The sequence below is a fragment of the Methanosarcina vacuolata Z-761 genome (assembly GCF_000969905.1).
GTDB lineage: Archaea > Halobacteriota > Methanosarcinia > Methanosarcinales > Methanosarcinaceae > Methanosarcina > Methanosarcina vacuolata.
This window is the reverse complement of record NZ_CP009520.1, coordinates 4,153,553-4,178,370: the sequence shown is the minus strand read 5'-3', so window position 1 is coordinate 4,178,370 and position 24,818 is coordinate 4,153,553. Positions and strand designations below refer to the sequence as shown.

At 38.4% G+C, this 24,818-nt stretch carries 18 protein-coding genes and 1 pseudogene; 9 read left to right on the top strand and 10 right to left on the bottom strand.

Features of this window, described 5'->3' with window-relative positions; translation table 11 throughout:
* The 3 genes from MSVAZ_RS20655 to MSVAZ_RS17180 all read right to left on the bottom strand — a co-directional run bounded on the left by MSVAZ_RS20655 (position 1) and on the right by MSVAZ_RS17180 (position 1,819).
* Positions 1-159, bottom strand: a complete 159-nt coding sequence (locus tag MSVAZ_RS20655; protein WP_156151134.1) for a hypothetical protein — start codon at positions 157-159, stop codon at positions 1-3.
* A gap of 79 nt (positions 160-238) precedes the next feature.
* On the bottom strand, positions 239-964 hold the full coding sequence (locus MSVAZ_RS17185; RefSeq protein WP_269746834.1) for a flavodoxin family protein: 726 nt from the start codon (positions 962-964) through the stop codon (positions 239-241).
* A gap of 297 nt (positions 965-1,261) precedes the next feature.
* Positions 1,262-1,819, bottom strand: coding sequence for a flavin reductase family protein (locus tag MSVAZ_RS17180; RefSeq protein ID WP_048122974.1), 558 nt, complete (start codon positions 1,817-1,819; stop codon positions 1,262-1,264).
* A 790-nt stretch (positions 1,820-2,609) separates the two neighbouring features.
* On the opposite strand from MSVAZ_RS17180, the gene MSVAZ_RS17175 reads away from it, so the two are divergent.
* Entirely contained in the window at positions 2,610-3,932 is a 1,323-nt protein-coding gene (locus tag MSVAZ_RS17175) for an ATP-binding protein (protein ID WP_232316310.1), read from the top strand.
* Positions 3,933-4,135: 203 nt separating this feature from the next.
* Here the strand turns inward: MSVAZ_RS17175 and MSVAZ_RS17170 are convergent, their stop codons facing one another.
* From MSVAZ_RS17170 to MSVAZ_RS17150, 5 genes are all read right to left on the bottom strand, one after another.
* The gene (locus tag MSVAZ_RS17170; RefSeq protein WP_048122972.1) at positions 4,136-5,392 is read right to left on the bottom strand and encodes a COG1361 S-layer family protein; all 1,257 of its coding nucleotides are present in this window, start codon (positions 5,390-5,392) and stop codon (positions 4,136-4,138) included.
* A 50-nt stretch (positions 5,393-5,442) separates the two neighbouring features.
* Entirely contained in the window at positions 5,443-6,309 is an 867-nt protein-coding gene (locus tag MSVAZ_RS17165) for an ABC transporter ATP-binding protein (RefSeq protein WP_048122969.1), read from the bottom strand.
* A 279-nt stretch (positions 6,310-6,588) separates the two neighbouring features.
* The gene (locus MSVAZ_RS17160) at positions 6,589-7,803 is read right to left on the bottom strand and encodes an ABC transporter permease (RefSeq protein ID WP_048122968.1); all 1,215 of its coding nucleotides are present in this window, start codon (positions 7,801-7,803) and stop codon (positions 6,589-6,591) included.
* Between the two features lie 41 nt (positions 7,804-7,844).
* Entirely contained in the window at positions 7,845-9,086 is a 1,242-nt protein-coding gene (locus MSVAZ_RS17155) for a COG1361 S-layer family protein (RefSeq protein WP_048122966.1), read from the bottom strand.
* A 12-nt stretch (positions 9,087-9,098) separates the two neighbouring features.
* Positions 9,099-9,803 carry an ABC transporter ATP-binding protein gene (locus MSVAZ_RS17150; protein ID WP_048122964.1) on the bottom strand — a complete coding sequence of 235 codons (705 nt, stop codon included), beginning with the start codon at positions 9,801-9,803 and terminating at the stop codon, positions 9,099-9,101.
* Positions 9,804-12,142: 2,339 nt separating this feature from the next.
* Here MSVAZ_RS17150 and MSVAZ_RS20650 point away from each other — a divergent pair.
* Positions 12,143-12,319 (top strand): hypothetical protein, encoded by a 177-nt coding sequence (locus MSVAZ_RS20650; RefSeq protein WP_156151133.1) that lies wholly within the window; start codon positions 12,143-12,145, stop codon positions 12,317-12,319.
* Positions 12,320-14,109: 1,790 nt separating this feature from the next.
* On the opposite strand, the gene MSVAZ_RS17145 is transcribed toward MSVAZ_RS20650, so the two are convergent.
* Positions 14,110-14,943, bottom strand: a complete 834-nt coding sequence (locus MSVAZ_RS17145) for an ABC transporter permease (RefSeq protein WP_048122962.1) — start codon at positions 14,941-14,943, stop codon at positions 14,110-14,112.
* Entirely contained in the window at positions 14,940-15,929 is a 990-nt protein-coding gene (locus MSVAZ_RS17140; protein ID WP_048122960.1) for an ATP-binding cassette domain-containing protein, read from the bottom strand. The genes MSVAZ_RS17145 and MSVAZ_RS17140 overlap by 4 nt, the downstream gene beginning before the upstream one ends.
* A 570-nt stretch (positions 15,930-16,499) precedes the next feature.
* On the opposite strand from MSVAZ_RS17140, the gene MSVAZ_RS17135 reads away from it, so the two are divergent.
* The 7 genes and pseudogenes from MSVAZ_RS17135 to MSVAZ_RS17100 all read left to right on the top strand — a co-directional run bounded on the left by MSVAZ_RS17135 (position 16,500) and on the right by MSVAZ_RS17100 (position 24,818).
* Complete coding sequence (locus tag MSVAZ_RS17135) at positions 16,500-16,799, top strand: Hsp20/alpha crystallin family protein (RefSeq protein ID WP_048122958.1); 300 nt, start codon at positions 16,500-16,502, stop codon at positions 16,797-16,799.
* 44 nt (positions 16,800-16,843) lie between these two features.
* Complete coding sequence (locus MSVAZ_RS17130) at positions 16,844-17,152, top strand: Hsp20/alpha crystallin family protein (protein WP_048122956.1); 309 nt, start codon at positions 16,844-16,846, stop codon at positions 17,150-17,152.
* A 132-nt stretch (positions 17,153-17,284) separates the two neighbouring features.
* Positions 17,285-17,494 carry a DUF1059 domain-containing protein gene (locus tag MSVAZ_RS17125; protein ID WP_048122954.1) on the top strand — a complete coding sequence of 70 codons (210 nt, stop codon included), beginning with the start codon at positions 17,285-17,287 and terminating at the stop codon, positions 17,492-17,494.
* Positions 17,495-18,283: 789 nt separating this feature from the next.
* A pseudogene (gene tnpC / locus MSVAZ_RS17115) lies at positions 18,284-19,718 on the top strand (IS66 family transposase).
* 320 nt (positions 19,719-20,038) lie between these two features.
* The gene (gene glnA / locus MSVAZ_RS17110) at positions 20,039-21,382 is read left to right on the top strand and encodes a type I glutamate--ammonia ligase (RefSeq protein WP_048122952.1); all 1,344 of its coding nucleotides are present in this window, start codon (positions 20,039-20,041) and stop codon (positions 21,380-21,382) included.
* A gap of 875 nt (positions 21,383-22,257) precedes the next feature.
* Positions 22,258-23,310 (top strand): class II glutamine amidotransferase, encoded by a 1,053-nt coding sequence (locus MSVAZ_RS17105; protein ID WP_048122950.1) that lies wholly within the window; start codon positions 22,258-22,260, stop codon positions 23,308-23,310.
* Complete coding sequence (locus tag MSVAZ_RS17100; protein ID WP_048122948.1) at positions 23,307-24,818, top strand: glutamate synthase-related protein; 1,512 nt, start codon at positions 23,307-23,309, stop codon at positions 24,816-24,818. The genes MSVAZ_RS17105 and MSVAZ_RS17100 overlap by 4 nt, the downstream gene beginning before the upstream one ends.

Sequence of the window (24,818 nt, the reverse complement as noted above, 5' to 3'; positions counted from 1 at the left end):
TCATGGTTTTCGGTCAAGCCTTTTTTGAAAAGGGTTGTGATCACGCCGATAGGGTTTGGGGATAAGTTCATCAAACCCAAATATTGGCTCATGGTTTTCGGTCAAGCCTTTTTTGAAAAGGGTTGCGGTTAAGCCTTTTTTGAAAAGGGTTGCGGTCAAGCTTTTTTTGAAAAGGCTTGTTTTTAATCCAGTTTAGTATCCATAGGTCTGCAATTTCTTCATATCTTTGCAGCACTGTTCAGTCAACCTTATTTTCTTCGCACAGCCGGTCCCATTCTTCGTTCCCGAATTTTATGTACAGGCTTTCAGGTACAATTGGTTTTTCGAGTTCTGTTGTGGTTTTTTCTGAGAGTGTCTGGTTCTCTACAAGTTCTCTTCCTGCGCGTCTGAGAGCTTTTTTATACTTCCCCAAGAGAGGTTTTAGCATGATATTGTTTTTGCCCCTGAAGATTTCTCCTTCTCCTCTGTAAATTTCAGCAACGAGTTCAGTGTGAAACGTTCTTGCAAGCCGCTTGAAAAAAAGGCTTTCAACCTCAAAGTTAGTCTGGCCCGGCAACCCAGCGTTTGATATCACGGCGAGTTTTGGAAGCTTTTCATAGCGTTTTGCGTGCCTGTACTCTCCCATTTCGTCTTCTTCAAAATGAGGCACAAGCACAGGAGTAAGTCTATCTATAAAGTTTTTCATAACAGCCGGAATATTATCGAAATACACGGGACATGCGAATATTGCAATATCTGAAGCTACAAATTTGGGAAGCAGATCATCCATATCGTCCCTGATTGTGCAACTTCCAGGGGTTTTGAGCCAGCACTCGAATTTTCCTCTGCAATATCCAATTCTTTTTTCGATCAGGAAAATGTTTTCGGTTTCTGCTCCGACTTCTTCTGCTCCTTTCAGGAATTCCTCTACCAGAATTAGAGTGTTTCCTTCCCTGCCCTTATGGCTCCCGCTGAATACTGTTATTTTTATGTGTAATCCCCCTTTCCCATTGAATAAATAACCTCTGAGCTGAAAAACCTTTGAGCTGAACAGAATATTTCCAATAGCTTTTCTAATGAAAGGCTAATTATACAGCTATTAAGCTAATTATACAGTTATTAAACTAATTATACAGTTATTAAGCTAATTATACATTTATTTGGCTAACTATACCTTTATTAGGCTAATTGTGCAGTTATGCGTTTTTACTTATTTCTTCCGGTCACGCTTGCAATAAGATTTATTTTCCTTTCGCTCGTATTGGAGTTTTACTACAGCATATCATCTATCGTTTTCAGCTTTTTTTTCTTTACCGCCTTCAGCAAAATTTTTCCCGATGGACCAGGCCTTGCCCAGGTGCTCACCTATTCCCCAGTAATTATTATCATACATGGAAAAAACTATAGGCTTGATCTTCTCGATATCAGGAATTTCATTACAGAGATATTTTTCCTCTGCATAACCTTCAACAATCTCCCCTATGAAAACCTCACTTGCGCCTCTGAGATCCAGAATATCTATAAGCCTGCACTCGAGATTTACAGGGCATTCCCGGATCATTGGGGCTTTTTCAAGTTTTCCGTAGAAGGTTTCGAAAATTTCGGATTTATCCGTTTTTTTTCCAGAGACTATGCCGCAGTAGTCCGTAACTTCCACCATGTCCTGAGAAGGAATATTTACACTGAAGCACTGGTTTTCTCTTATTCCTTCATTTGTATGGTGAATTTTCCCAAGGGTCACCGCGATCATGGGAGGGCTTGCCTGTACGACTCCGCAAAAAGCGACTGTCAGGTAATTCGGCTTTCCGTTTACATGAGCCCCTACAAGGGTAGTGGGCATAGGGTAAAGAAAATTTCTGGCTCCAATAGCCCTTTTCTCTCCAATCTCCGTATTTTAGTCCTCCTCAAAGCTGCGCAAATAAATCTTTTAGCACCGGCTTAAATTAATAGTATGAATTCTGCCGGAAAAATTAAATTGAAAATCCTATCTTTATTTATTTCCAAGATACATAATTAGTATTCCGGTTTTTATTAATATATTAATTAAGGCATAATTCTCCCGAGAAATACATTCCCAGTATAAGTTTGGATGAAATAATTATGAAAGGGGAGTTTCCACCCTTGATGCCGTAGCTCTGTTTAAAACTTCACAAGTCGAGCTTCAATCTTCAGCTGCAGTAGGGAAATACAGAATACGTTTGCGAATAGTTGCGAGTAGTTGCGAATAGTTGCGAATAGTTAAAATTAAAACGTATTTCTTCGGTTTTCATATTTTCAGATTTCGTTTTTCTGGCTCCATTTTTTCTGGTCCCATTTTGTAAGATTTCCGCAATCTCAGTAAATACTAATTCCCGAATATACGATAAATTGCTTTTAATAGAACAGTATAAACGCGGATTCTTATATATGCTAGCAATATACTTATAAAAAATGAAGAGTATGTATAAGTATCATAAGTTTAGAAAGAGGATTGTGTTGCCCTGAATTCTTTAACTGATTTAAAGCGCTTAAGTTGCCTGAAATTGCTGAACATTAAAATTTGCCTCTTTAGACTCTATCTCATACCCTATTCAAGCCCAGTTGCATAATGCTGAAACGCAATTAGAATATGGAGGGGAAAGATTTTGAGGATGAATATTGCTGAAGACTCCGGACCTTCTTTAAAAGTTCCGCAGAGTCACCAGATCTCTGCCGTGTATGAAGATACCGAAGGATTGATAGAATTACTTGTTACCTATTTTAAGGAAGGACTTGAAGGGGGAGAATATTGCTTATGGTTTTCCCCGGATAAAATGGCCGCTGAAGGGGCAAAAAATGAACTTATGAAGGCAGGAGTGGATGTTGAGCATTATCTCGCTTCTTCTCAGTTAGAATTTCTGCCGGCTAATCCGCTCCCGGAAGATCTTACTCTTCTTGCTTCAGCAGTAAAAGAACTCGCAGAAAAAGGATATCTAAAAACTCTTTCTGGAGGATTTTCAGGGTTTAGAACAAATTTTGAGATTAAAAACGCTGGAAATTCTATTAAGCCCTGTCTTGAGACGTGTGGAAAGGCCGTTGAAACAATGGCTTTGGAAAAGAATAAAAGCATCACACTTCTCTATACCATTCCTCTTGAAGAACTTTCAGGTAAAGTCCTGCTTGAATTAATGGAGGAAAGCAACTTTTTTGCCAAAAGAAAAGGGAAATTGGAGAGTTTGAAAAGTCTGAACGAAAAAATAGAGCTGAATAATAATTTTCTCAAAGAAAAAAAAGATACAGAAGTTTCAAACTGGGCCAAGAGTGGGCTGATAGTTAATATGAACCATGAGCTTCGGACTCCTCTTAATTCGGTAATAGGTTTCTCCGATTTGCTGCTGGAAGGGGCTTTTGGGTCCCTGAACACGAGGCAATCAAAATATGTAAGTAATATTCTCATAAGCGGGAAGAACCTTCTAGAAATCATCAGTAATCTACTTGATATATCAAGGCTCGAAGCCGGGGAAAACAACCTTAATTATGAAGATGTGAATATTGCCAGCCTTTTAGGAGAGGTAAGAATGAGTCTCCTCTCATTTGCCTCAAGTAAGAAAGTCAGTGTAGAGGTAAAGGTTGATGCCTCTCTTGAGAACATCCGGGCAGACAGGACAAAGCTGAGACAGATCCTGTACAGTCTAATGAATAACGCTATAAAACTCACTCCTGAAAAGAAAAAGGTTACCGTCAGCGCCCTCAAAAAAGGAGAGATGCTCGAGATTAAAGTTTCTGATAGCGGAATAGGGTTATCAAAGGAGGATCATGAAAGGATGCTTATGCCTTTTATTCAGACAGATTCTTCCACAACTAGGGGATACGGTGGAACTGGACTTGGACTTTATATTGCTAAAAACTTCGTAGATCTTCATGGAGGAAAAATCTGGGTGGAATCAAAGGGAGAAAAAGGCAGCACGTTTATCTTTACTCTTCCAATAAAATAGTAAAGGCATACTTTGAAAAGAGATTGGCTAAAACCAGGACTGGTAATCGTTTGCACACTTTACCCGGATAGAACCAAAAAGGTCGAGTGCAGCCTGAAACTGCCCCATATGTTTCAGGAGATCTATCTGAGCTGCACCACCTTCAAACTTTTTTTAAAACTTTGAAACATTAATTTTCCAGAAGTTTTTGTTTCTCTAAATGTTCATTTTCTGTTCTGTTTCTTCTTTCTGTAAACTAGCATACCTGCAATGGCAATGACAACAAGTAGTAAGCCTGGAATCAGTATGCCCGAACTCCCGCCCTGAATTTCATCAGTGGGCTGAATATACATATTGCTTACTATATTTTCATGCTTATTTATTCCGTTGCCGTAATTTGCGGAAAGTGTTAGATTTATAGGCTCGTAGGAGTCCCTTCTGGCATTAGATAAATTGTCTGTTACTGCATTAAATTCGATCGTAAAAAGCTCGTCCTGATTCATTGGCCCTATGAAATACTCAGCAGGATAAAATTTAATGCCTTCAGCTTCAGGTTTTATGCTTACCGAGCTAAACTCGTTCGGGTGTGTATTGGCTACATCGAATTCAAGAGTAGATTCACCATTTACTATCTGGAGCTCTTTTGAGGGAATTACCTTGACATTTGAAGAATCAACCTTGAGAGGAATATTCTTTCTGCTGTTGTAATCGAAGGAGTTCCCTTCTATTGCAAGTTCAAGGTTATGAGTTCCTTCCGGGGTATCTTCTGCAACTTTAACATTGAAAGTCAATTTGATACTATCTCCAGGCCCCAGGATACCCATATCTTCATAAGGAGCGTCAAGAACGATTATCCCATCAGATAATGGTCTCAAAACCGCAGCCTGAATTCGGGCATTGGTATCAAAGTCACTTCCGTCAATAGTAATAGTAGGATTACTTGCAGTGTTTGTAAGAGTTACCGTGACAGTACCCCTGTCTCCCGGCATGAAAACTTCTGGGTCCGAAGTAACTTCCTTAAGTTCAACTGTACCTTTGCTGTTAAATGTTTCAGTGCCTATTCGTATATCAAAGCTTTTTTCACTCCAGGGGCTGTCTTTGCCTGTTTTTGTTCTGATATCAATGGAACGGATTCCTTTCTGCGCATTTTTGTCTACAAAAAGGTAAAACTCCTTCGTAGCGGTCCTGCCAGGATTGAGAACCCCCACATTCCGCAGGGCATTTGCTTCTGAATCAAGAGAAAAAGGATATTGAGGTACAACTTCGATGTCGACATTGTCAGCTTTATCTCCTCCTATGTTTTCCACCTGAACAGTCAGATTCAGATACTCTCCTATTTTTGCAGGATAGGGATTTGTTTCGACTATTGTAACTTTCAGATTGGCCCCCCTGACAGATGCAGAGGCGGGGGCTACAAAAAAAGAGGAAACTAAAAGCAAAGACAATACGAGAGGGACAAGTAAACTTTTGATTTTTATCATTCTAATTCCACACCCCGATTAGCTTGAGTTTGGAGATCTAACACCCGATATTATTCCATATTTTGAATTATTCCATCCTTTACGAGCACTATCCTGTTTGCATATCCTGCAATTTCCGGATCATGAGTAATCATTACAATTGTTCTTCCATCTTCGTTGAGTTTTCTAAATATATTTAGAATTTCACAGCCTGTTTTCGAGTCCAGATTTCCAGTGGGCTCATCTGCAAGGAGGATCGCAGGGTCATTGATAAGAGCTCTGGCGATAGCAACTCTCTGAGATTGACCACCTGAAAGTTCACCTGGCTTGTGGTGCATTCGATCCTCAAGACCCACGAGTTTAAGTAATTCCTTTGCTCTTTCATGAGTATCGATTCCACTTCTTGTGTTAGCATAGGTGGGAAGCTCAACATTTTCAAGAGCTGTAAGCCTGGGGATCAGGTTGAATGTCTGAAAAACAAAACCTATTTCTAACCCTCTGAGCCTGGCAACTTCTTTGTCAGATAGTTTATTGATATCCAGGCCCTTAATTATGATTGTCCCTTCAGTAGGCCTATCAAGAAAACCTATAAGATTCATAAGTGTGCTCTTACCTGATCCAGAGGGCCCCATTATGGCAAGAAATTCTCCCTCCCGAACTTTAAGGTTGATATCGCGAAGAACTGGAACTTCCAGATCTCCAAGAATATAGCTCTTTTTGATATCAATAACTTGAATGATGGGAGACGCTATCTTATGTGTTTCGTCACTTTGTAGATATCTCGAACGGCCCAATTTACATTTAAACGATTCTTCATTTGAATTAACGAGGCCTTCTCGAGAGGGCAGTTCTACCTCAAGTGTGGAATTTGCGGTTTCTGTCTCCAAGATTAAATCCCCGGGAACAGAAACGTCTTTAATCGAAATCTTTGTTTTCATATTTACTCCCTTGTTTTTCAAATATCCAAATTAATTCTTATATATTCTTTATTTCCTAAAATATAGTCTATTCTGATTTTTATGTTTTAAATATTAACAGTAGAGTGATTTTCCACTGCGCTAAATTTGTTAAGTGGATCCGTGGAGCTACTCTTTATGAAGGTATTTTGAAACTATTTTTAGCCAATCAATATCTAATCGAGCTGATCACGAAGAAAGGATTGAAAAAGAAAAAGGGCCATTCTCCAGGTAGAGTAGCCCTATTAAAGGGACAGATTCTTATTCATATCTTAAAGCATCAACAGGATTCATGCGTGCAGCTTTTCTTGCAGGATAAAGACCAGCAGTTATCCCCACAAGAACCGAAACTGCAATCCCTATTTCAATCAATGCTAAGGGGAAAACAGGAGGAAGCTTAAGGGTGATTTCAAGAGCGTAAGCTCCCAGACCACCGATTACAGTACCTACGAGCCCCCCAAAGGAACTGACCATTACAGATTCCAGCAAGAAAAGTGATAGAATATTAGAATTGCTATAGCCTACGGATTTCATTATCCCAATTTCTCTGGTTCTTTCAGTTACGGTTACAAGCATAATATTCATAATTCCTATCGAGCCCACAAATAGAGATATTAGGGCAAGAACGAGCAGGAAAGAACTCAAAGCGTCTCCAATTTTTCCAGTCTGTTCAAGAACTTCCTCCTGGTTAAAGACGTAATAGGGTTTTAAATCCTCCTCATCAATATCTCTTTCCGGGACTCCGAAGTTCCTGGCTAATCTGCTATCCACGTCATCTGAAATATCACGAATTTTCTCAGGACTGTCTGCCATCGCAAGGAAAGCCCCATAGTCTTTTTCCCCGATCATTTCATTCATTGTAGAAACGGGAATGAAAACTGTCAAATCATAGTCGCTGTCCTCACTCACAACAGTTGGCTTGGAATTTTTCAATATTCCTTTTACCTTAAAACTCTTCGTCACAACCGTACCGTTTTCCTGTCGAAAAGCGATCTCTACAGTGCTCCTGTGGGAAATATTCTTACTGAACTCATCATTTGCAATGTCATATCCAAGGACAGCCGCAGCACTATCTTTGTCCGTCAGGAAAGTGCCCTCTTCCATTTGAAGTCCCTGAATTTCCTGAAAATCTTTGTTAACTCCTGCAATATTCACATTTTTAGTTTCAGAAAGATATGTGAGATCCCCACTCATTGATTTTCTTGGAGATACCCCGGAAATTCCCGGCGTATTCTTTATTAGATTATACTCGTTATCAAAGAAGAGATTTGGCTGTTCGCTAGCTGCAATTATAAAATTAGAGCCTACAGAAGAGATCTCATCAGTAAAAAACTGGTTAAAACTGGCACCAAGAGATGCATTAACAACTACTGCAGCTATGCCAATTACTATCCCCAGTGTTGTAAGTGCAGACCTTAGCTTAGCACTACCTATACTTCCAACGGCTATACGAGCTGCCTGTGTAAGTTTTATCATATTTTCCCCCACAAATATGATGTCAGCTAACCTTTCTTTAATTATTGTTTCCTTCTTCTGTAAAACAAGAAAGCTGCAGGAACAGAGATTATAATAAGTCCACCTGCCAGTACGGCTGTTGAATTAGACTCAGGTGACTCTGAAGTATCTATAAATTTCAGGTCCCCTACCGTATTTGCATGTCTGTTGATTCCGTTGTTGTAGTTTGCGGTAAGGTTCATGTTTATCTCTTCTTCCTTACTGGCACCCCACGAATCATCTGCAACGGCATTAAATTCAATCGTAAAAAGTTCGTCCGGATTCATTGGCCCTATGAAATATTCTACAGGGTAAAAGGTGATGCCCTCTGCTTCAGGTTTTATACTTACCGAGCTAAACTCGTTCAGATGAGTGTTCGCTACGTCGAATTCAATTGTAGATTCACCATTTGTCAGTTGAAGTTCTTTTGAAGGGATCACTCTTATGTTTGCAGAATCGACCTTGAGAGGAATATTCTTTCTGCTGTTGTAATCGAAGGAGTTCCCCTCTATTGCAAGTTCAAAGTTGTGAGTTCCTTCCGGAGCGTCTTCTGCAACTTTAACATTGAAAGTCAATTTGATGCTATCTCCGGGCCCCAGAAGACCCATATCTCCGTAAGGAGCATCAAGGACGATTATCCCATCGGATAAAGGTCTTAAAACTGCAGCCTGAATCCTGGCATTGGTATCAAAGTCACTCCCACCAATAGTAACAGTAGGATTACTTGCAGTGTTCTTAAGAGTTACCGTGACAGTACCCCTGTCTCCGGGCATGAAAACCTCAGGATCCGAGACAAATTCCTTAAGTTCAACTGTACCTTTACTGTTAAATGTCTCAGTGCCTATTCGTATGTCAAAGCTTTTCTCACTCCAGGGACTGTTTTTACCTGTTTTTGTTCTGATGTCAATGGAGCGGATCCCTTTCTGCGCATTTTTGTCTACAAAAAGGTAAAATTCCTTTGTAGCAGTTCTGCCTGGATTGAGGACTCCAACATTCTGCAGGGCATTTGCCTCTGAATCAAGAGAGAAAGGATATTGAGGTACCACTTCGATATCAACGTTGTCAGCTTTGTCCCCTCCTATGTTTTCTACCTGAACGGTTAAAGTCAGGTATTCTCCTATTTTTGCAGGATAGGGGTTTGTTTCGACTATTGTAACTTTCAGATTGGCTCCTCCAACAGCTGCAGAGGCAGGAACTGCAAAAAGCAAGGAAATCAAAAGCAAAGGAAAAAGAATTGTTACAGTAAGCTTCTTAATCATTTCCATATACTTTCACCTTCAATTGTATTGAATTATTTCATCTTTTACCAGGATGACTCTGTTAGCATATTTTGCAATTTCGGGGTCGTGTGTGACGATTACTACTGTTCTGCCTTCGTTATTCAAACCCTTAAATATACGAAGGACTTCGGCCCCTTTTCTGAGGTAAAGGTTTCCAGTAGGATCATCCGCAAGACGGATTGCAGGATCATTAATATGTGGTGCAATTGAAACCCACTGGGACTGCTCTCCTGAAAGTTCTCCTGGTCTGTGATGCATGTGGTTATGAATTCCTATAACTTCATAAAGTTCCCTTGCACTTCTTGTTGGATCAATATTAATTCTCGAATTAGCAAAGGTTGGGAGCAAAACATTCTCCAGGGCAGTCAGGTACGGAACAAGATTAAAAGTCTGAAATACAAAATCAACTTCAAGCTCCTTCAGGTGGACAAGCTCTTGATCTGGCATTCTATTGAGGTCATGACCCTTTACAAGAGCTTGACCTGCAGTAGGCCTGCCAAGGTAATCTATAAGGTTCACAAGAGTACTTTTTCCTGGACCTGATGGGCCCATTATAGCCAGAAATTCTCTTCTCTCCGTTTTGAGATTGACGTCTGAGAGCACGGGAATTTCCAGACTCCCAAGTACATAACTTTCCCTGACATTGGAAACGTCGACAATCGGGAATCCATCCTCAGGTAAACTATTTTTGATAATATTCATATCCCCCTTCCCCAAAGTTACTGAAATGTGATGAATGGATTACATTGAATAATTTCAACGTTTTTACTCATTATGTAAAACAGTCCATTTTAACTTATGCTTTCTTAATTTTCGCCTAAAGAGCCAATTTGAAGGTATGTAGCTGCTGATTTCTGTCTTTGAAAACAAGAGATTAAAACTATATTTTCAAACTAAAAGTTCGATATATTATTTTGGACATTTTGACGAAATTTTTCAGTATAAAGCACTGTTCTTTACTAAAAATTTCTGTAACCGGAGTCCACTAAAATAGAAGCAGTGAAAACAGATAGCTGTAACTATTTAATGAGATTAGAGGCATTTCTTAGAAAATTTATAATCTTTTTCCAGTATTTGTTCTAATTAATTTATACTGCTTTTATATTACATCTTTTCTAAAAAGACGATGGCAGAATTCAGATGGTTGCACCAGACATTTTAGAGAATTTCTTCTTTGGACCGGTGAAGACAATTTAATATTTAGATCTAAGTGGTAGTAAATTTTAAACTTCTAAACATTATATAAGTTAAAAAAACATATATATGTATGTGAAATATTTACTCTAATCATTTTAGAAGTATTATTTATAAGGAGATAATTTTCTATTGAGTTTATATAATTTAGTATATATAGCTATATACAGTCACTGTTAGCTAAAATTTTTAACGGTAGATCCTGAACTAAGAGGAAATCCGCCCCATGAATCTTATTAAGTGGCTGACAGTAGCCGTGTGATTTGGAGGTTTGATAGACGAAAATTATATCAAAATTGAACAGCGGTTGCAAATAAAATTGCTATCTACAGTATGCAAGTATCGATTTCGAAAATACAAACTATGGAGGAAATAACCATGACATTACCAGCAATTGTCTTTGGATTCAGCCTTGGCCAGTTCTTTACATTTACAAACAACATTGGCTTCTTTTTCCAGTTCTGTTAAATGAGTTTCTAAAGCAGAAATAGAAGAGGTCTCTGCAGAGAACGACAACGATATTCTATGTCCAGACTGCAGAAGCCTGGGTATAACGGGGGATGAACAATCAGAAAAATATTGGAGGAAATGATATTATGACTTTCAGCATTTTCTATTCAAATATCTGCTATTCCTATGTGGCCGAATGCTTCAAATTCTTCTATTGCGACTAAGCAGGGCGACTACGCAGGAATGCTGATTAAGCTGTAAATTAGGCGGTTTCTGCAGGGAATGGCCATAAGGGCTTATATTCCCTATCGCAGAAAACCAGGGTATAACGGGAGATGAACAATCAAGAAAAATTGGAGGAACTGATATTATGACCTTTAGCATTTTCTATTCAAATATCTGCTATTCCTATGTGGCCGAATGCTTCAAATTCTTCTACTGCGACTAAGTAGGAATGCTAATTAAGCTGTAAATTAGGCGGTTTCTGCAGGGAATGGCCATAAAGTCTTATATTTCCCGATCGCAGAAAGCCAGGGTATAACGGGAAATAAACAAACTAACTGATATATTGGGGGAAGTTCGATTATGACCTTCAGCATTTTCTATTCAAAGGTCTCCTATACATATATAGCTGAATGCTTTAAATTCTTCTACTGTGATTAAGCAATAATGCTGATTAAGAGATAATACTAACATATGAAGTTGCCTGTTTTTCAGGTAACTTCTTCTTTACAAAAGAAACGCAATATTAACATTTTTTTACTTCTTTTTTATTTTCCTAATATTCATTCTTTCGAAGGTTTCTACCGTTTCAAATATACTTTTTAAAATATGAGATAAGAAACAGTCTATAATTTAAAATTGTTTTTAAAAAGCCGAAAATCCAAAAAGTATAATCTTTTTTGAACATTGTGACTTTCCCTAAAAGGGTATTCACCTCCGGGAAGTTGAAATGGAAATTAAAGAAACGAGATGCTTGGGACTCCTATGCAATTATTGTAGCAAAAGATTCTATCTCTAAATACTAAAAGACTATTATTTGTAAGGAGTTTTCGTTCTTCACATTATATATAAATTTGAAGTATACTTTGGTATTGATATTCCCTTGTAATTTATTATTGGAAATATTGGTTTTTAGTATACTCAATTTTGATACTATTAATTAATATATATTGATATATGGCCCAGCTATCAAACATAATATCCTTTAAATCCCTAAATGTTTTAGCTGGAAATCTTCAAGATTGTTTATACTTAGCTGTAGTTCCAAAAGTAAATTCCTGGGAGTATAGCTTGGGAATATGATATAATATGGATGTCTAAGGGGGTTTGGCGAAAACACATCTATCTGGAGTGGTCCGTGAACCAAGTTAAATTGGCAGAAGATACTCAATTAATTGAAGGAAGATGAATTGAAAAGAGATAGTTTTGAAAGTAGAGAAGTGGAGGGACTTATAATGTCAATGTTTTATTTGAGTTATACTAAAATTACCATTTTTCTAGAGATTATAAGGTTTAAGATGATGTATTTTAGCGGTCAGGGCTTTGGTAGCTTTGGAAGGTTCTCCAGGTGAAGTAGATCTCAGTGTTTATTAATCAGTTACCATTCTAAATGATCTCAATACAGGTTTAGACTACGTGCTCATGCATGCTTGTTACCTGTATCATTTTTTTCTTAGCAAAAGTGACTGGGTTCAGGTTTTTTATAGAGAAACTACCCAATGGTTGATCAAACAGCCATAAGAGTTCAGCCGAATAAATCTTTACATCTCAGCTCTATTCTTGTACTTGAGAACCCGATAAGGAGGTAATTTTGGAGTATATAGAACAAAAAAGCAAAAAATTAAAATTTTTAAAAAGAATTTCTTTTAGTTTTTTAATATGAAAGAGGTTTAAATATTTATAACCTTAACTCTGCATCGCGTAGGGAATAAACCTATTCAAGTATTGTGTCTTTTGATGTTGTTTTTTAAAGGGTTTTTACATTTTTCCTTTCTCGGTCGTGTCCCTGAGTTATTGATCAATTCCGAAAAAGCGAGTACATCTCACGTATTTAATGAATATATTGAGAGATTCTTGCGCTTTCGGTTTTCAATGATTCAAACCCACTACCCCTTTCTCTATTGCTTTTAATTTTACCAGAAATTTTTTAGGTATTTAATGTCTATTAATTCTTTAGATATCGAAAATTTTGTCTGAAATAAACTGAAAAATATGGAGAAAATTTATTCCCTATAGGATATAAGTATGAGTAATTTTTGCATTTTTGCTTATTTTTAAATTCGAGATCTATAGGCTTAAACATCAATTTGTTATCTTTCTCTCCGCAAAAAATAACTGAAAAATCCTAGACTGTGTTTTAATGATTCAGAGTGAAACATGCTCAAGAGCACTGTTATTGAAAAAGTTATTCCCTATTTGTGGCAGAGTTAAGGTTATAATTAAAAAGATTTTGAGCTTTTTATTAAAAATCGGACTTTACTATTTTTGGCAAGATTACTCCGGTAAAAGTTCTTCTTGCAGATCTTGTTTTGTAACTACGTAAAGCCGAAACGAGTGAAATATCAAGACTCAGTACGACAGTTTAGCCGGAATTAAAGCCTTTGGAGATACCGGTGGTCATTACGGAACTCGGATTAGGAATCCCATTTTAATAATAAGGCGTGAAGTCCCCTTCCTCGACATTTTCTGACTGTCGTCAGGAAATGACAGGTGGAAGATGAAAGCCGTCGGCTCCCCAACCATCTCTCATTATTGACTCTGTAACTTTATTCGTCTTTTGAACACTATTATAGAGCTCATCCCATAACTTGAAATTTGCTTCTTGGGCCTTATATTTCTAATATTCAATCAAACACAAGATAATGAAAATATCTTTGAAACCCCTCGACGATTAAGAATAAAATATCTTTGGGATAGGCTCATATATTGTTGTATTATCACCCAAAGCTGATGCGAGAACCAAGCTAGGTGGTGAGCATACAGGATACACACCACTCTTAGGGTCAGAGGTAGAGCTACGAAAAAGGTGGAAATCGACTTTGCAGCTTGAACGATACCAATGTAGATGAAGTGATCAGAGGTAGAACCACAAAAAAGGTGGAAACCGACATCAATAACTTAAGTATGTCATGTTTATCACATTGTCACCTGCGAACCGCGGGGAAGGACTTGTGTGACTTGTCGGTATGCCGGAGAATGAACCAAGGAAGCCCCCGTCTTAAAACTCTGAGCTTTGAGAAGAGTTTAGAAGGGATCGTTCACTTTGAATAAGTATAAAACTTGCCTGTTAAAAAAATCTTACTAGCTCTTTTTACTAACTCTCTGGAAAATCTAAAAAAATAAAATAAGCAAACTGGGAATATTATATATCTACTTTATTAAACCTCCACATAGCAGCAGATAACATTATAAGGGCAAAGAAAATGAGGCCCAGGAAAGACACGACTATATCAACTGGTGTATATATATAGTGATTTCCCATCACAGAGAAATTGGTCCCCAAAGCAAAATAACGAATTCCGCCTGCTAGAAGGGTCAGCGGGTTAAACATTGATAGAACCTTGAGGATAGTAGGAAAGCCGTCAATAGGATAAAGGGCGTTACTGACGAAGAAAATGGGCATACTAACCAGGGTGAGAATAGACTGCATTCCCTCCGGATTTTCAACGGTAATTGCAATTGAACCTGATAGGAAAAGGAAGCCAAGAGTAAAAATCGCTACCAGTAGCATAATACCTACTATTGCGATAAAAGTTTCAATAAGTGTATATCCCTTAAAGAACTCCATTCCTACAAGTTTTCCGAACCCTATTATTATAAAAGTTTGAAAGAGGGCTTTAGTCACACCGGAAAGGCCAACACCGAGAATAATATGAGACCTGGGAACTGGACTTGCAAGAGTTTCTCTCAAAAGGCTAAATTTTTTGTCAAACATAAGGGTAGTGCCTCCAAACAAACTGCTGAACAGCACATCCATTGCAATTATTCCTGCACCCATGTAGGTAATATATTTGACTACGGGAACACCGGGTTCATTTGGAACAAGTGAAGTTAGTTTGTCAAAACTATCTGACATGGCAAGCCCAAAAAATGCCAGCCACATCACAGGCTGGATCATTGAAGTGACGAGTACTGATTTATATCTAAAGTATTTCAGCATCTCTCTCCAGTATATAGCACGAAATTCGAAGCTCATTTAGAAATCCCCACCATTTCTATTCCTTGCTGTTTTTCGTCTTCGTCGCCTTCTCTTAACCCGTGTCCGGTGTAATGAACAAAAACATCATCCATTGACGGTTTTTTAATATTTACGATTATAATGTCTATCCCCTCTCTCCGAATTTCATCCATAATTTGAGGAAGCACATGAGTAACATCCTCCTTTATCATAATTCTCAGGGATTTTGTATCTTCTGTTATACTTTTAACGGACTCGAGCGACTTTAAGACCTCTGCAGCAGCCTTATTATCACTTGTTTCCAGGTAAATAAGGTCTTTACCAAGTTTATTCTTTAACTCATCAGAGGTTCCGGTTACGATTATTTCCCCATGGTCAATTATGCTTATCCTGTCGCTTAACTGATCGGCTTCTTCCATATAGTGTGTTGTCAGGAATATAGTAGTGCCCTCTCTCTTAATCTCTCTAAGGTATTCCCACATTCTCATCCTCGTCTGGATATCGAAACCTATCGTCGGCTCATCAAGGAAAAGGACCGCAGGTTTTGTCATCAAACCTCTTGCAAGCTCAAGCCTTCGCTTCATTCCACCGCTCAAATCTTTCCCCAGAGTGTCCTTTTTACTTTCCAGATCTGTCAGCTTTAAAAGTTCTTCGATTCGTTTATTTCTTTCTTTTTTTTTCATCGAATAGATTCTACCATGATATTCCAGATTCTCGGACACTGTCATTTCATGATCGAGGCAAAGCATCTGAAAAACAATACCTATTGACCTTCTTACGGAGTTTGGTTCCTTTGCGACATCATATCCGTTGACTCTGGCTTCGCCTTTCTGGAGTTTCCTGAGTGTCGTAAGAATATTAATCACGGTACTTTTGCCTGCTCCATTTGGACCAAGGAATGAGAAAATCTCCCCCTGTTTTACAGTAAAACTGATATTGTTAACAGCTTTTACAGAACCGTATGAATGCTCAAGATTATTTACTTCTATGACATTATCGTCCATACGTGAATCAACCCCTTCCCTCTACCGTATTGGATCACTCTTGTCATTTATATTAGATCCCAACGTAAGACCCCTATTAAATGGGTATAAATTTAGTAAGTAGTTTCCTGAAACTATTGAGTTTGAATAAATATCTTAATAGTTTTACACAAGTAGTTATGTTTCAGATGGTTTATATAAATAGGAAATAGAGTTTCTAAACTAATCTCTGAAACGCTGCTTGTTTTTTGTCTAGAAGTTTCTAAGATGTCTGATAAATTACCCGGTTAAATCTTATTTATTGAAGTGTGACCCTTATAATTTCCCGTTTTTGTTTTCTACTAAAAAATTCTTTCTTTATCACATTATATGTAAATAATAAAAGTACTTTAAAAAAAGATATCTTTATATTATGGAATCTGCTTTGAAACAAGAGTTAATTAAGCTAACAGTTAGACTTCTATTTTAAAATAACAATAGATCTATGTTCAGTAATACTGAACAATTATGGTTCTAGCTTACATATTTTTAGATTTATGGGGGATGATACATATAAATATGTTAATCGACGATATTATTTTGGGGGTAATAATGGTAGATATTTTGCGACTATCCCCGGTTATCAGCGCATATCCTGATGATGAATCTGAAAACCTGGAAATAGAAGTAATCCTTCCCGGAGTAGAAAAGAAAAATATTACTTTTAAAATTACCGAAGGTGGTTTTTATGTAAAAGCTACCAAAGAAGGAGTTGAATATGCAGACAGTTACGCAGTCTGCTGTCCTGTAAGACCGGAAAAAGCGGTCGCTAATTATTCAAACGGTGTACTTAAAGTAAAGATACCTTATCAGCAGCCTTTTGAGAAAGCAGTGGACGTTAAAATCGAGTAAAGGAAGAGATTTGAGGGGGAACTTCTTCAGGGGGAGAGAATACTATGGAAGGTGTAATACCCAGAATATTGAAAACTCCAATACTAGCAATGTATCACGATGATAAACGTCAAAATCTTGTTTTGGAAGTTGAACTTCCCGATGTAGAAAGTGAGGATATCACAATTTTAATGCATGAAAACAGTTTTTACATAAAAGCGTTCAGTAAAACCGTAGAGTATTTGGGGTCTTTTTTTCTGGATGGGCCCGTAGATCCCGAAAAAGCAATTGCAGTCAACGATAAAGGAATGCTTACTATCACAGTTCCTTACAAAGAGGGTTTTACGTGTGCAAGGTATGTTCCGATTGAGTAAGGCAATGAAATAATAGATTATTGTAAATAATTCTAAAAAACTTAATTTTATATCCTATTAATCTTTATTATATTTTTATTTAAATCAACAAAGACCGTTTCTATTAAGATTTGTTTGCGTAGAGGAGATTTTATGAAAATAATAAAATGCGGCGATCTGGGGTTCAAATGTAACTTTATGGCTGCCGGCAACGAACTGGAAGAAGTTGAAAACGCTATACTTGATCATATAGAAAAAGAGCATGAAAAAGAGCTTCAGAATATGTCCGAAGACGATATTCATCATTTGAAGCACCGAATATCGACCCTTTTGGGAAGAAGCTGTGGCTGTGGAGCTCTGTAATACTATATTAATAATATTTGAAAAATGAAAGTTTACTCTGGATTTCTAGGTATACTTTCTTTACAGCTTTTTTTGGTGATTAAGGATTTTATTCAAGGACTCCACTATAAAATCGTGGGTTCAGGGAGAATAAAATCGACCTTGACAAAAAAACATTTTTGAATAGGCTAATTTAAACAACCCTTTTTGAATAGGTTAGTTTTAAATAACCAATTTTTAATAAATAGTTGTAAATAAATCAGTTTTAACTAATATTTTTTTAAAAATATAAAAAAGACCAGAGGACATTAAGGCCTAACCGAACTCCGAAAATAAGCATCCTTTTTTAACTTTCTGTTCTTGCAATCCTTTTTCCCATACAAGATAAAATGAGATTCCCATCATGCATAAAATGAGATTCCCATACAAGATAAAATGAAATTTCCATCAGTGCATAAAATGAGATCCTCATCAGTGCATAAAATGAGATTCCCATAAGTGTATAATGTATGACCCAGGCCGGAAAAATACTTGGGAAGAAGGGGTAAAAGTCGGCTTTTCCAGCAAAAGATACCACTTTTCAAGAGGTGATGCTGTAAATCCCGAACCTATTGCCCCTGCAAACTGGCAGAAAAATACAGAGACAAGAGGCTTGAATAGATTAACTTTTTGAACGATCCAAATCCCGAAAATTGTTCCATACCTCAAGTGTTATTAATTCAGGGTAACTATTCAGGTAGCCTTGTTAAGGCTACACAATTTTTCCTCGTTCCGAGGAAAAATTGGATATAAAATGAACCATTTTCTTCCTTGATGAAACGTGAAGAGATTCTTGCTTTGTGTGCTTCAAACCCTGAAGTTATTGCTTATATTATAAGTCTTGAATCTCAAATTAAAGACCTCACTGAAAGATTGCAAGTTTTAGAATTTCGCTTAAATCAAAACAGCCGAAACAGCAGTAAACCTCCTTCTAGTGACTATATTTCCAAAGGAAAACCTAATCCAAAAAGTCTCCGTAAACAGAGTGGCAAGAAACCTGGAGGTCAAGAAGGTCATCCAGGAACAACTCTCGAAATGGTAGATAATCCTGATTAGGTAATAGAGCATTCTTTGAACTGTTGCGAAGAATGCGGCCAGAATCTTGAGGATGTTGAAGTTAAAGCTTATGAGGTAAGACAGGTTTTTGATATTCCGCCTGTAAATCTTATTGTTACAGAACATCAAAGTCAGATTAAGATCTGTCCTTGCTGTGGAAGGTTAAATAAAGCTGAATTTCCAGAATCAGTAAATTCCCCAGTTCAATATGGTCCTAATATCGTAGCTTCAGCAATTTACTTTAAAAATCACCATTTCATTCCTTATAAAAGGATTTCTGAATTGTTTCATGATGTAATGGGGATAAAAATCAGTTCTGCTACCATTATTGAAGCAGAAAGAGAATGTTTCCTGAATCTTGAAGAATTTGAAAACGTAATTCGAGAAAAGTTACTCTCTTCTCCTGTTATCCATTGTGATGAAACTGGAATGAAAGTTCACGGAAAAAGACATTGGGCTTCATGTAGCTTCTACTGACAAATACACTTGTTATTTTGCTCATCCGAAAAGAGGATCAGAAGCTATTGATGCTATGGGAATTCTTCCAGAGTTTAAATGGGTAGCAGTTCATGATGGATGGAAACCTTACAACGGTTATAATTGTGATCATGCTCTTTGCAATGCCCATCTCCAAAGAGAACTTATTGGAATTGAGGAGAGTTATAAACAGCAATGGGCTAAAGATATGAATGAGCTGTTATCTGAAATGAAAAAGTATACTGATGAGTGCAAAGAGCAGGGCAAATATCTGGATTTTGAACAAGTTAAGGCATTAGAAAAAAGGTTCGATACTGTAGTCGCGAAAGGAATTGAAGAAAATCCACCTTCTCTAAATCCTGAAAGACAAGGAAAACGTGGTATGTATCCAAAAACCAAAGCAAGGAATCTGCTTGATAGGTTTATAGAACATAAAGAAAAGATTCTGAGATTCCTGAAAGACTTGAAAGTTCCGTTTGAGAATAATCAAGCAGAAAGAGATGTCAGGATGATGAAACTACAGCAGAAAATATCAGGAACTTTCAGAACTACACGGGGAGCGGAAGCTTTCTGCAGAATTAGAGCATATATTTCCACAATAAGAAAGAATGGTTTACCTGTTTTAGAGGGTATTCTCGCGGCGCTCAAAGGAGCGCCGCTAGCTATACCCTGAATAGTTACAATTCAGGATTAAAAAAGCTTTAAGTTTTTGTTGCTGCTTTTTACAGCATTTTTGCAAACACATGCCGTCGGAAGAAAGCTCAAATCGCACTAAGAAATTCACTCCTTTTATAATTAGGTTTAATGAGCTTTATATACATGAGATTAGAAATATATTCAACGAACTGGGGATGAACACACAAATATTTCCAAAAATAATTCAATTTACTATGTATTTAAACAGTTTCATGTTTTTTATAAGATTGGGAAACATATATATAATATCATCTAGGTAAAAGGATACCTAATGCCTAGTTAGGATGGGAAATCAAAATGGTGCAGATAAAGAAGTGTATGACCAAAGAAGATGTATTAGAGGCTGTAAAAGAAAGAGACGTAAAGTTTATCCGTACCCAGTTTACGGATACACTTGGCATCATCAAAAGCTGGGCAATCCCTGTTGAACAGTTAGAAGAAGCCTTCGAAAGCGGGGTAATGTTTGACGGGTCTTCGATCCAGGGTTTTACAAAGATTGAAGAATCTGACATGAAACTTGTGCTCGACCCGTCTACTTTCAGGATTCTTCCCTGGAGACCTACGACTGGCGCAGTAGCCAGGATCCTTGGAGACGTGTATCTTCCTAATGGTCAACCGTTTGAGGGAGACCCCAGATATGTTCTTAAGAGCGCAATTGAAGAAGCCAAGAAAATGGGGTACTCAATGAATGTCGGTCCTGAAATGGAATTCTTCCTCTTCAAACTTGACGCAAACGGAAATCCGACCACAGAACTTACGGATCATGGAGGATACTTCGATTTCTCTCCCCTTGACCGTGCACAGGATGTACGTAGAGATATTGATTATACTCTTGAACGTATGGGCTTCCAGATTGAAGCTTCTCATCACGAAGTCGCACCTTCTCAGCATGAGATTGACTTTAGGTTCGGTGACGTGCTGAGTACCGCAGACAATGTTATAACTTTCAAATATGTGGTAAAATCAATTGCATATCACAAAGGATATTACGCTACCTTTATGCCGAAACCTCTCTTTGGAGTAAATGGCTCAGGTATGCATACCAATCAGTCTCTTTTCAAGGGAGACAAGAATGCATTCTATGATCCAGAGAGTGCAGACCAGCTTTCTCAAGAAGCAATGTACTATATTGGTGGCCTGTTGAAACATATTACGGAATTTGCAGCCGTTACAAATCCGGTTGTTAACTCCTATAAGAGAATTGTACCCGGATATGAGGCGCCGGTTTACCTCACCTGGTCTGCAAAGAACAGAAGTTCCCTTATCCGCATTCCTGCAACCCGTGGCAATGGGACTAGAGTTGAACTAAGATGCCCAGATCCAGCGTGTAATCCTTATCTTGCCTTTGCACTGATGCTCAGAGCTGGGCTTGACGGTATAAAGAACAAGATCGATCCCGGAGAGCCGACTAACGCGAACATTTTCCACCTTACTGAAAAAGAACGGAAGGAAAAGGGTATTCGCTCCCTACCTGCAGACCTTAAAGGTGCAATTGATGAAATGAAAGGCAGCAAATTCGTAAAAGATGTACTGGGAGAACACGTTTTCAGTCACTATCTCTGTGCTAAAGAGATGGAATGGGATGAATACAAAGCAATTGTTCACCCCTGGGAACTTGATAAATATTTACATATGCTGTAAGCATATCAAAAATCCTAAAACCCATGTGGATACCGAAAAAATTTACTGTGAAAAAATAGTGGCAGAATTAAATGTTTGTTTGAAAAGACACACTTCTTCCTGAAAGTGTGTTCCTATTTTACAATACAACTCCCCCAAACTAATATAATATTTTTTTCTTGAATTTTCTGGTCAGGGGATAATAAGTTTTTTAATATTTTTTAAAACTAATGCCTATAATAAATATTGATATAAAAATGCTTCCCTTCTGAAAAACCCTAATATTCAAAAGTAGTACTTTTTAAAAAAATTAATTCAAGTATGCACTACAAGCAAACGTCATAGAAGCTCCTAAAGACGACAGTGTGGAGGCTATTAAAAAGGGATATTCTATGCTAAAATGCAGAAGTTTCTAAAATAAAAGTGCAAACAAAATAAATAAAAGGTTATACCGTTGTGCTTTGCAGCATTACCTCAAGAACTTTTAATTGGAAAAAAGAAACATATATATATTGTCAAATAGGTACTAAATTACTTACTTCCCTTAGTGGTGACCCTCTCGATGTATGAAAAGAAGTAGAACCATATGTGGAAGCGTTGCTATATACTCACATTAATTAAATAATTTATATGAAACAAACTTAGTGTCGAATCAACCTCAAAATGTCGTATAAAATCGATTGCAATTATTTGGAATCACTGAATCCTTGATGATTGACTCGACTTAGTTAAAGATCCATAAATTATATAAATTGATAAAAGTTACCCTAAAAATCCAGTTTTTCAGCTGGCAAGTTTTTTGAACTAATTCTCAAAAATGAGCCACGGAAATAATCCAGAAAATTATTAACGTATATGCATTACATTCATTCCTATCCATTTTTAGAGTGATCAAAATGTGTGGAATAATAGGCTTTATAGACCGAACAAAGTCCAGAATGGACGGGTCGAGCATAAAAGTCGCCCTCAGCCTCATGAACGAAAGAGGTAGTGGAGATGGGGCAGGCTATGCTGCATATGGAATTTATCCGGAGTATGCAGACTACTATGCTCTTCATGTTTTCTTTGACAATCTAGGTGAATCAAAAAAGAAGGTAGATGAGCTCCTCGAACAATGGGGAATAATTGTTCACCAGGAAGAAATCCCTACCACCCCGCAGCCGGGCATAAAGAAAGTACACACCCCATGGAGATATTTCTTTAAGCCCTCAGAAGACTTAATGGCAGGGAAAATGGCTTCTGAAAATGATGTTGTCACTTACATAGTCATGGAAGTAAATGCCAATGTAAAAGGAGCTACAATATTTTCCTCCGGGAAAAATATGGGAGTCTTCAAAGCTTCCGGCTGGCCCGAAGATGTGGCAAACTTTTACAGAATTGAAGATTACAAGGGATATATTTGGCTTGGCCACAACCGTTATCCCACAAACTCTCCAGGCTGGTGGGGAGGCGCTCATCCTTTCAACCTGCTTAACTGGTCAGTAGTACATAATGGAGAAATTACCTCATATGGCACAAACCAGCGCTATGTTGAAGGATACGGATACAAGTGTTCCCTATTTACTGATACCGAGGTTGTAGCCTATCTGTTTGACCTGCTTGGAAGGCAGCATGGGCTGTCGTATGAGATGGTTGTCAAGGCTCTTGCCCCTCCTTTCTGGGACGATATTGACCGGATGCCTGAGAAAGAAGCAGAGTTGAACAAAGCAGTTCGCCTTACATACGGGTCTGCCCTCATGAATGGACCCTTTGCAATTGTAGTTGGAACAGAGAATGGTATTGTTGGGTTTACTGACAGGATTAAACTGCGACCTCTCGTAGTTGGTGAGAATGGAAACCGGCTTTACATCTCCAGCGAAGAATCAGCAATAAGAGCACTTGACCCCGAAGTTAAAAATGTATACACCCCCAGGGCAGGAGAACCAATAATAGGGAGGTTTATTGAATGACTCTCGGAAGTGTGCCCCCAAAATTCAAGGTCAGTATTGACCGTGACCAATGCATGGACTGTGGGCGCTGTATCGAAAACTGTTCCTATGGCGTGTACAGGAGAGAAGGCGACAAAATCCTGATAGAATCCAGGAAATGTACAGGCTGCCTTCGCTGTGTTGCCATGTGCCCAAGGGATGCAATCACGCTCACAGAGAAACCTATCGATTACCGCAGCCATCCCCTCTGGACCAGAGAGGTCAGAGAGGATATTATTAAGCAGGCTCGCAGTGGAAAGATTATCCTTTCAGGAATGGGAAACGCCAGGGATTTGCCAGTTGTCTATGACCGTCTTCTCCTTGATGCCTGCCAGGTTACAAACCCGAGCATTGACCCCTTGAGAGAACCAATGGAACTCAGGACTTACATTGGAAAGAAACCATCCAAACTCAAGTTTAGAAAGACTGAAAGTGGTGACGTAGAGCTCGAAACAAAGCTTGCTCCAAATCTTAAGCTTAACACCCCTATTATGATCGGCCACATGAGTTTCGGAGCTATCAGTCTCAACTCTCAACTTAGTATGGCAAAGGCAGTGACAGAACTTGGAACTTATATGGGAACAGGAGAGGGTGGACTCCATGAAGCTCTATATCCTTACCAGGACCACATGGTTGTCCAGGTTGCATCAGGCCGTTTTGGTGTAAACATTGATTACCTTGAAAGAGGCGCTGCCATTGAGATCAAGATCGGTCAGGGAGCAAAACCGGGTATAGGTGGACATCTGCCTGGAGAAAAAGTAAGCGAAGAAGTCTCAAAGGCTCGCATGATCCCTGTTGGCAGCGATGCGATTAGTCCAGCACCTCATCATGATATTTACAGTATTGAAGACCTTGTTCAGCTCATTAGAAGTCTGAAAGAAGCGACTGAATGGAAGAAACCTGTCTTCGTTAAGATTGCAGCTGTGCATAACGTGGCTCCAATTGCTGCTGGTATTGCTCGCTCTTCTGCAGATGCGGTAGTGATTGACGGATTCCGTGGTGGGACTGGTGCAGCTCCCAAGGTCTTCAGGGACAATGTGGGGATTCCGATTGAAGTTGCAATTGCAAGCGTTGATCAGAAACTCAGAGAACAGGGCGTCAGAAACGAGATCTCAATTATTGCAAGTGGTGGGATAAGGACCAGTGCAGACCTTGCCAAATCAATTGCTCTCGGAGCAGATGCTGTTAATATCGGGACTGCTGCTCTTGTTGCTCTGGGCTGTAGGGTCTGCGGCAATTGTTATAGAAACCTTTGCCCCTGGGGTATTGCTACCCAGCGTCCAGATCTTGTGAGCAGGCTTGATCCTGAGGTCGGAGCAGTTCAGGTATCAAATCTTATTAAGGGTTGGACTGACGAACTCAGTGAACTTATGGGTGCGGCGGGAATCAACAGTATAGAAAGCTTGCGTGGCAATAGAGACCGCCTGCGTGGGTATATGCTGGACGAAAAAATGCTTGAAATCCTTGATGTACTGCCAGCGGGGGCCTGA

What these genes read in the sequence shown, in the direction of transcription:
- MSVAZ_RS17155 (WP_048122966.1), bottom strand. Translation starts at nt 9,086, where the DNA reads ATGGAAATGATTAAGAAGCTTACTGTAACAATTCTTTTTCCTTTGCTT.
- MSVAZ_RS17180 (WP_048122974.1), bottom strand. Translation starts at nt 1,819, where the DNA reads ATGCCCACTACCCTTGTAGGGGCTCATGTAAACGGAAAGCCGAATTAC.
- MSVAZ_RS17160 (WP_048122968.1), bottom strand. Translation starts at nt 7,803, where the DNA reads ATGATAAAACTTACACAGGCAGCTCGTATAGCCGTTGGAAGTATAGGT.
- MSVAZ_RS17100 (WP_048122948.1), top strand. Translation starts at nt 23,307, where the DNA reads ATGACTCTCGGAAGTGTGCCCCCAAAATTCAAGGTCAGTATTGACCGT.
- MSVAZ_RS17175 (WP_232316310.1), top strand. Translation starts at nt 2,610, where the DNA reads ATGAATATTGCTGAAGACTCCGGACCTTCTTTAAAAGTTCCGCAGAGT.
- MSVAZ_RS17140 (WP_048122960.1), bottom strand. Translation starts at nt 15,929, where the DNA reads ATGGACGATAATGTCATAGAAGTAAATAATCTTGAGCATTCATACGGT.
- MSVAZ_RS17145 (WP_048122962.1), bottom strand. Translation starts at nt 14,943, where the DNA reads ATGAGCTTCGAATTTCGTGCTATATACTGGAGAGAGATGCTGAAATAC.
- MSVAZ_RS17150 (WP_048122964.1), bottom strand. Translation starts at nt 9,803, where the DNA reads ATGAATATTATCAAAAATAGTTTACCTGAGGATGGATTCCCGATTGTC.
- MSVAZ_RS17130 (WP_048122956.1), top strand. Translation starts at nt 16,844, where the DNA reads ATGGAAGGTGTAATACCCAGAATATTGAAAACTCCAATACTAGCAATG.
- MSVAZ_RS17135 (WP_048122958.1), top strand. Translation starts at nt 16,500, where the DNA reads ATGGTAGATATTTTGCGACTATCCCCGGTTATCAGCGCATATCCTGAT.
- MSVAZ_RS17105 (WP_048122950.1), top strand. Translation starts at nt 22,258, where the DNA reads ATGTGTGGAATAATAGGCTTTATAGACCGAACAAAGTCCAGAATGGAC.
- MSVAZ_RS17170 (WP_048122972.1), bottom strand. Translation starts at nt 5,392, where the DNA reads ATGATAAAAATCAAAAGTTTACTTGTCCCTCTCGTATTGTCTTTGCTT.
- MSVAZ_RS17165 (WP_048122969.1), bottom strand. Translation starts at nt 6,309, where the DNA reads ATGAAAACAAAGATTTCGATTAAAGACGTTTCTGTTCCCGGGGATTTA.
- MSVAZ_RS17125 (WP_048122954.1), top strand. Translation starts at nt 17,285, where the DNA reads ATGAAAATAATAAAATGCGGCGATCTGGGGTTCAAATGTAACTTTATG.
- glnA (WP_048122952.1), top strand. Translation starts at nt 20,039, where the DNA reads ATGGTGCAGATAAAGAAGTGTATGACCAAAGAAGATGTATTAGAGGCT.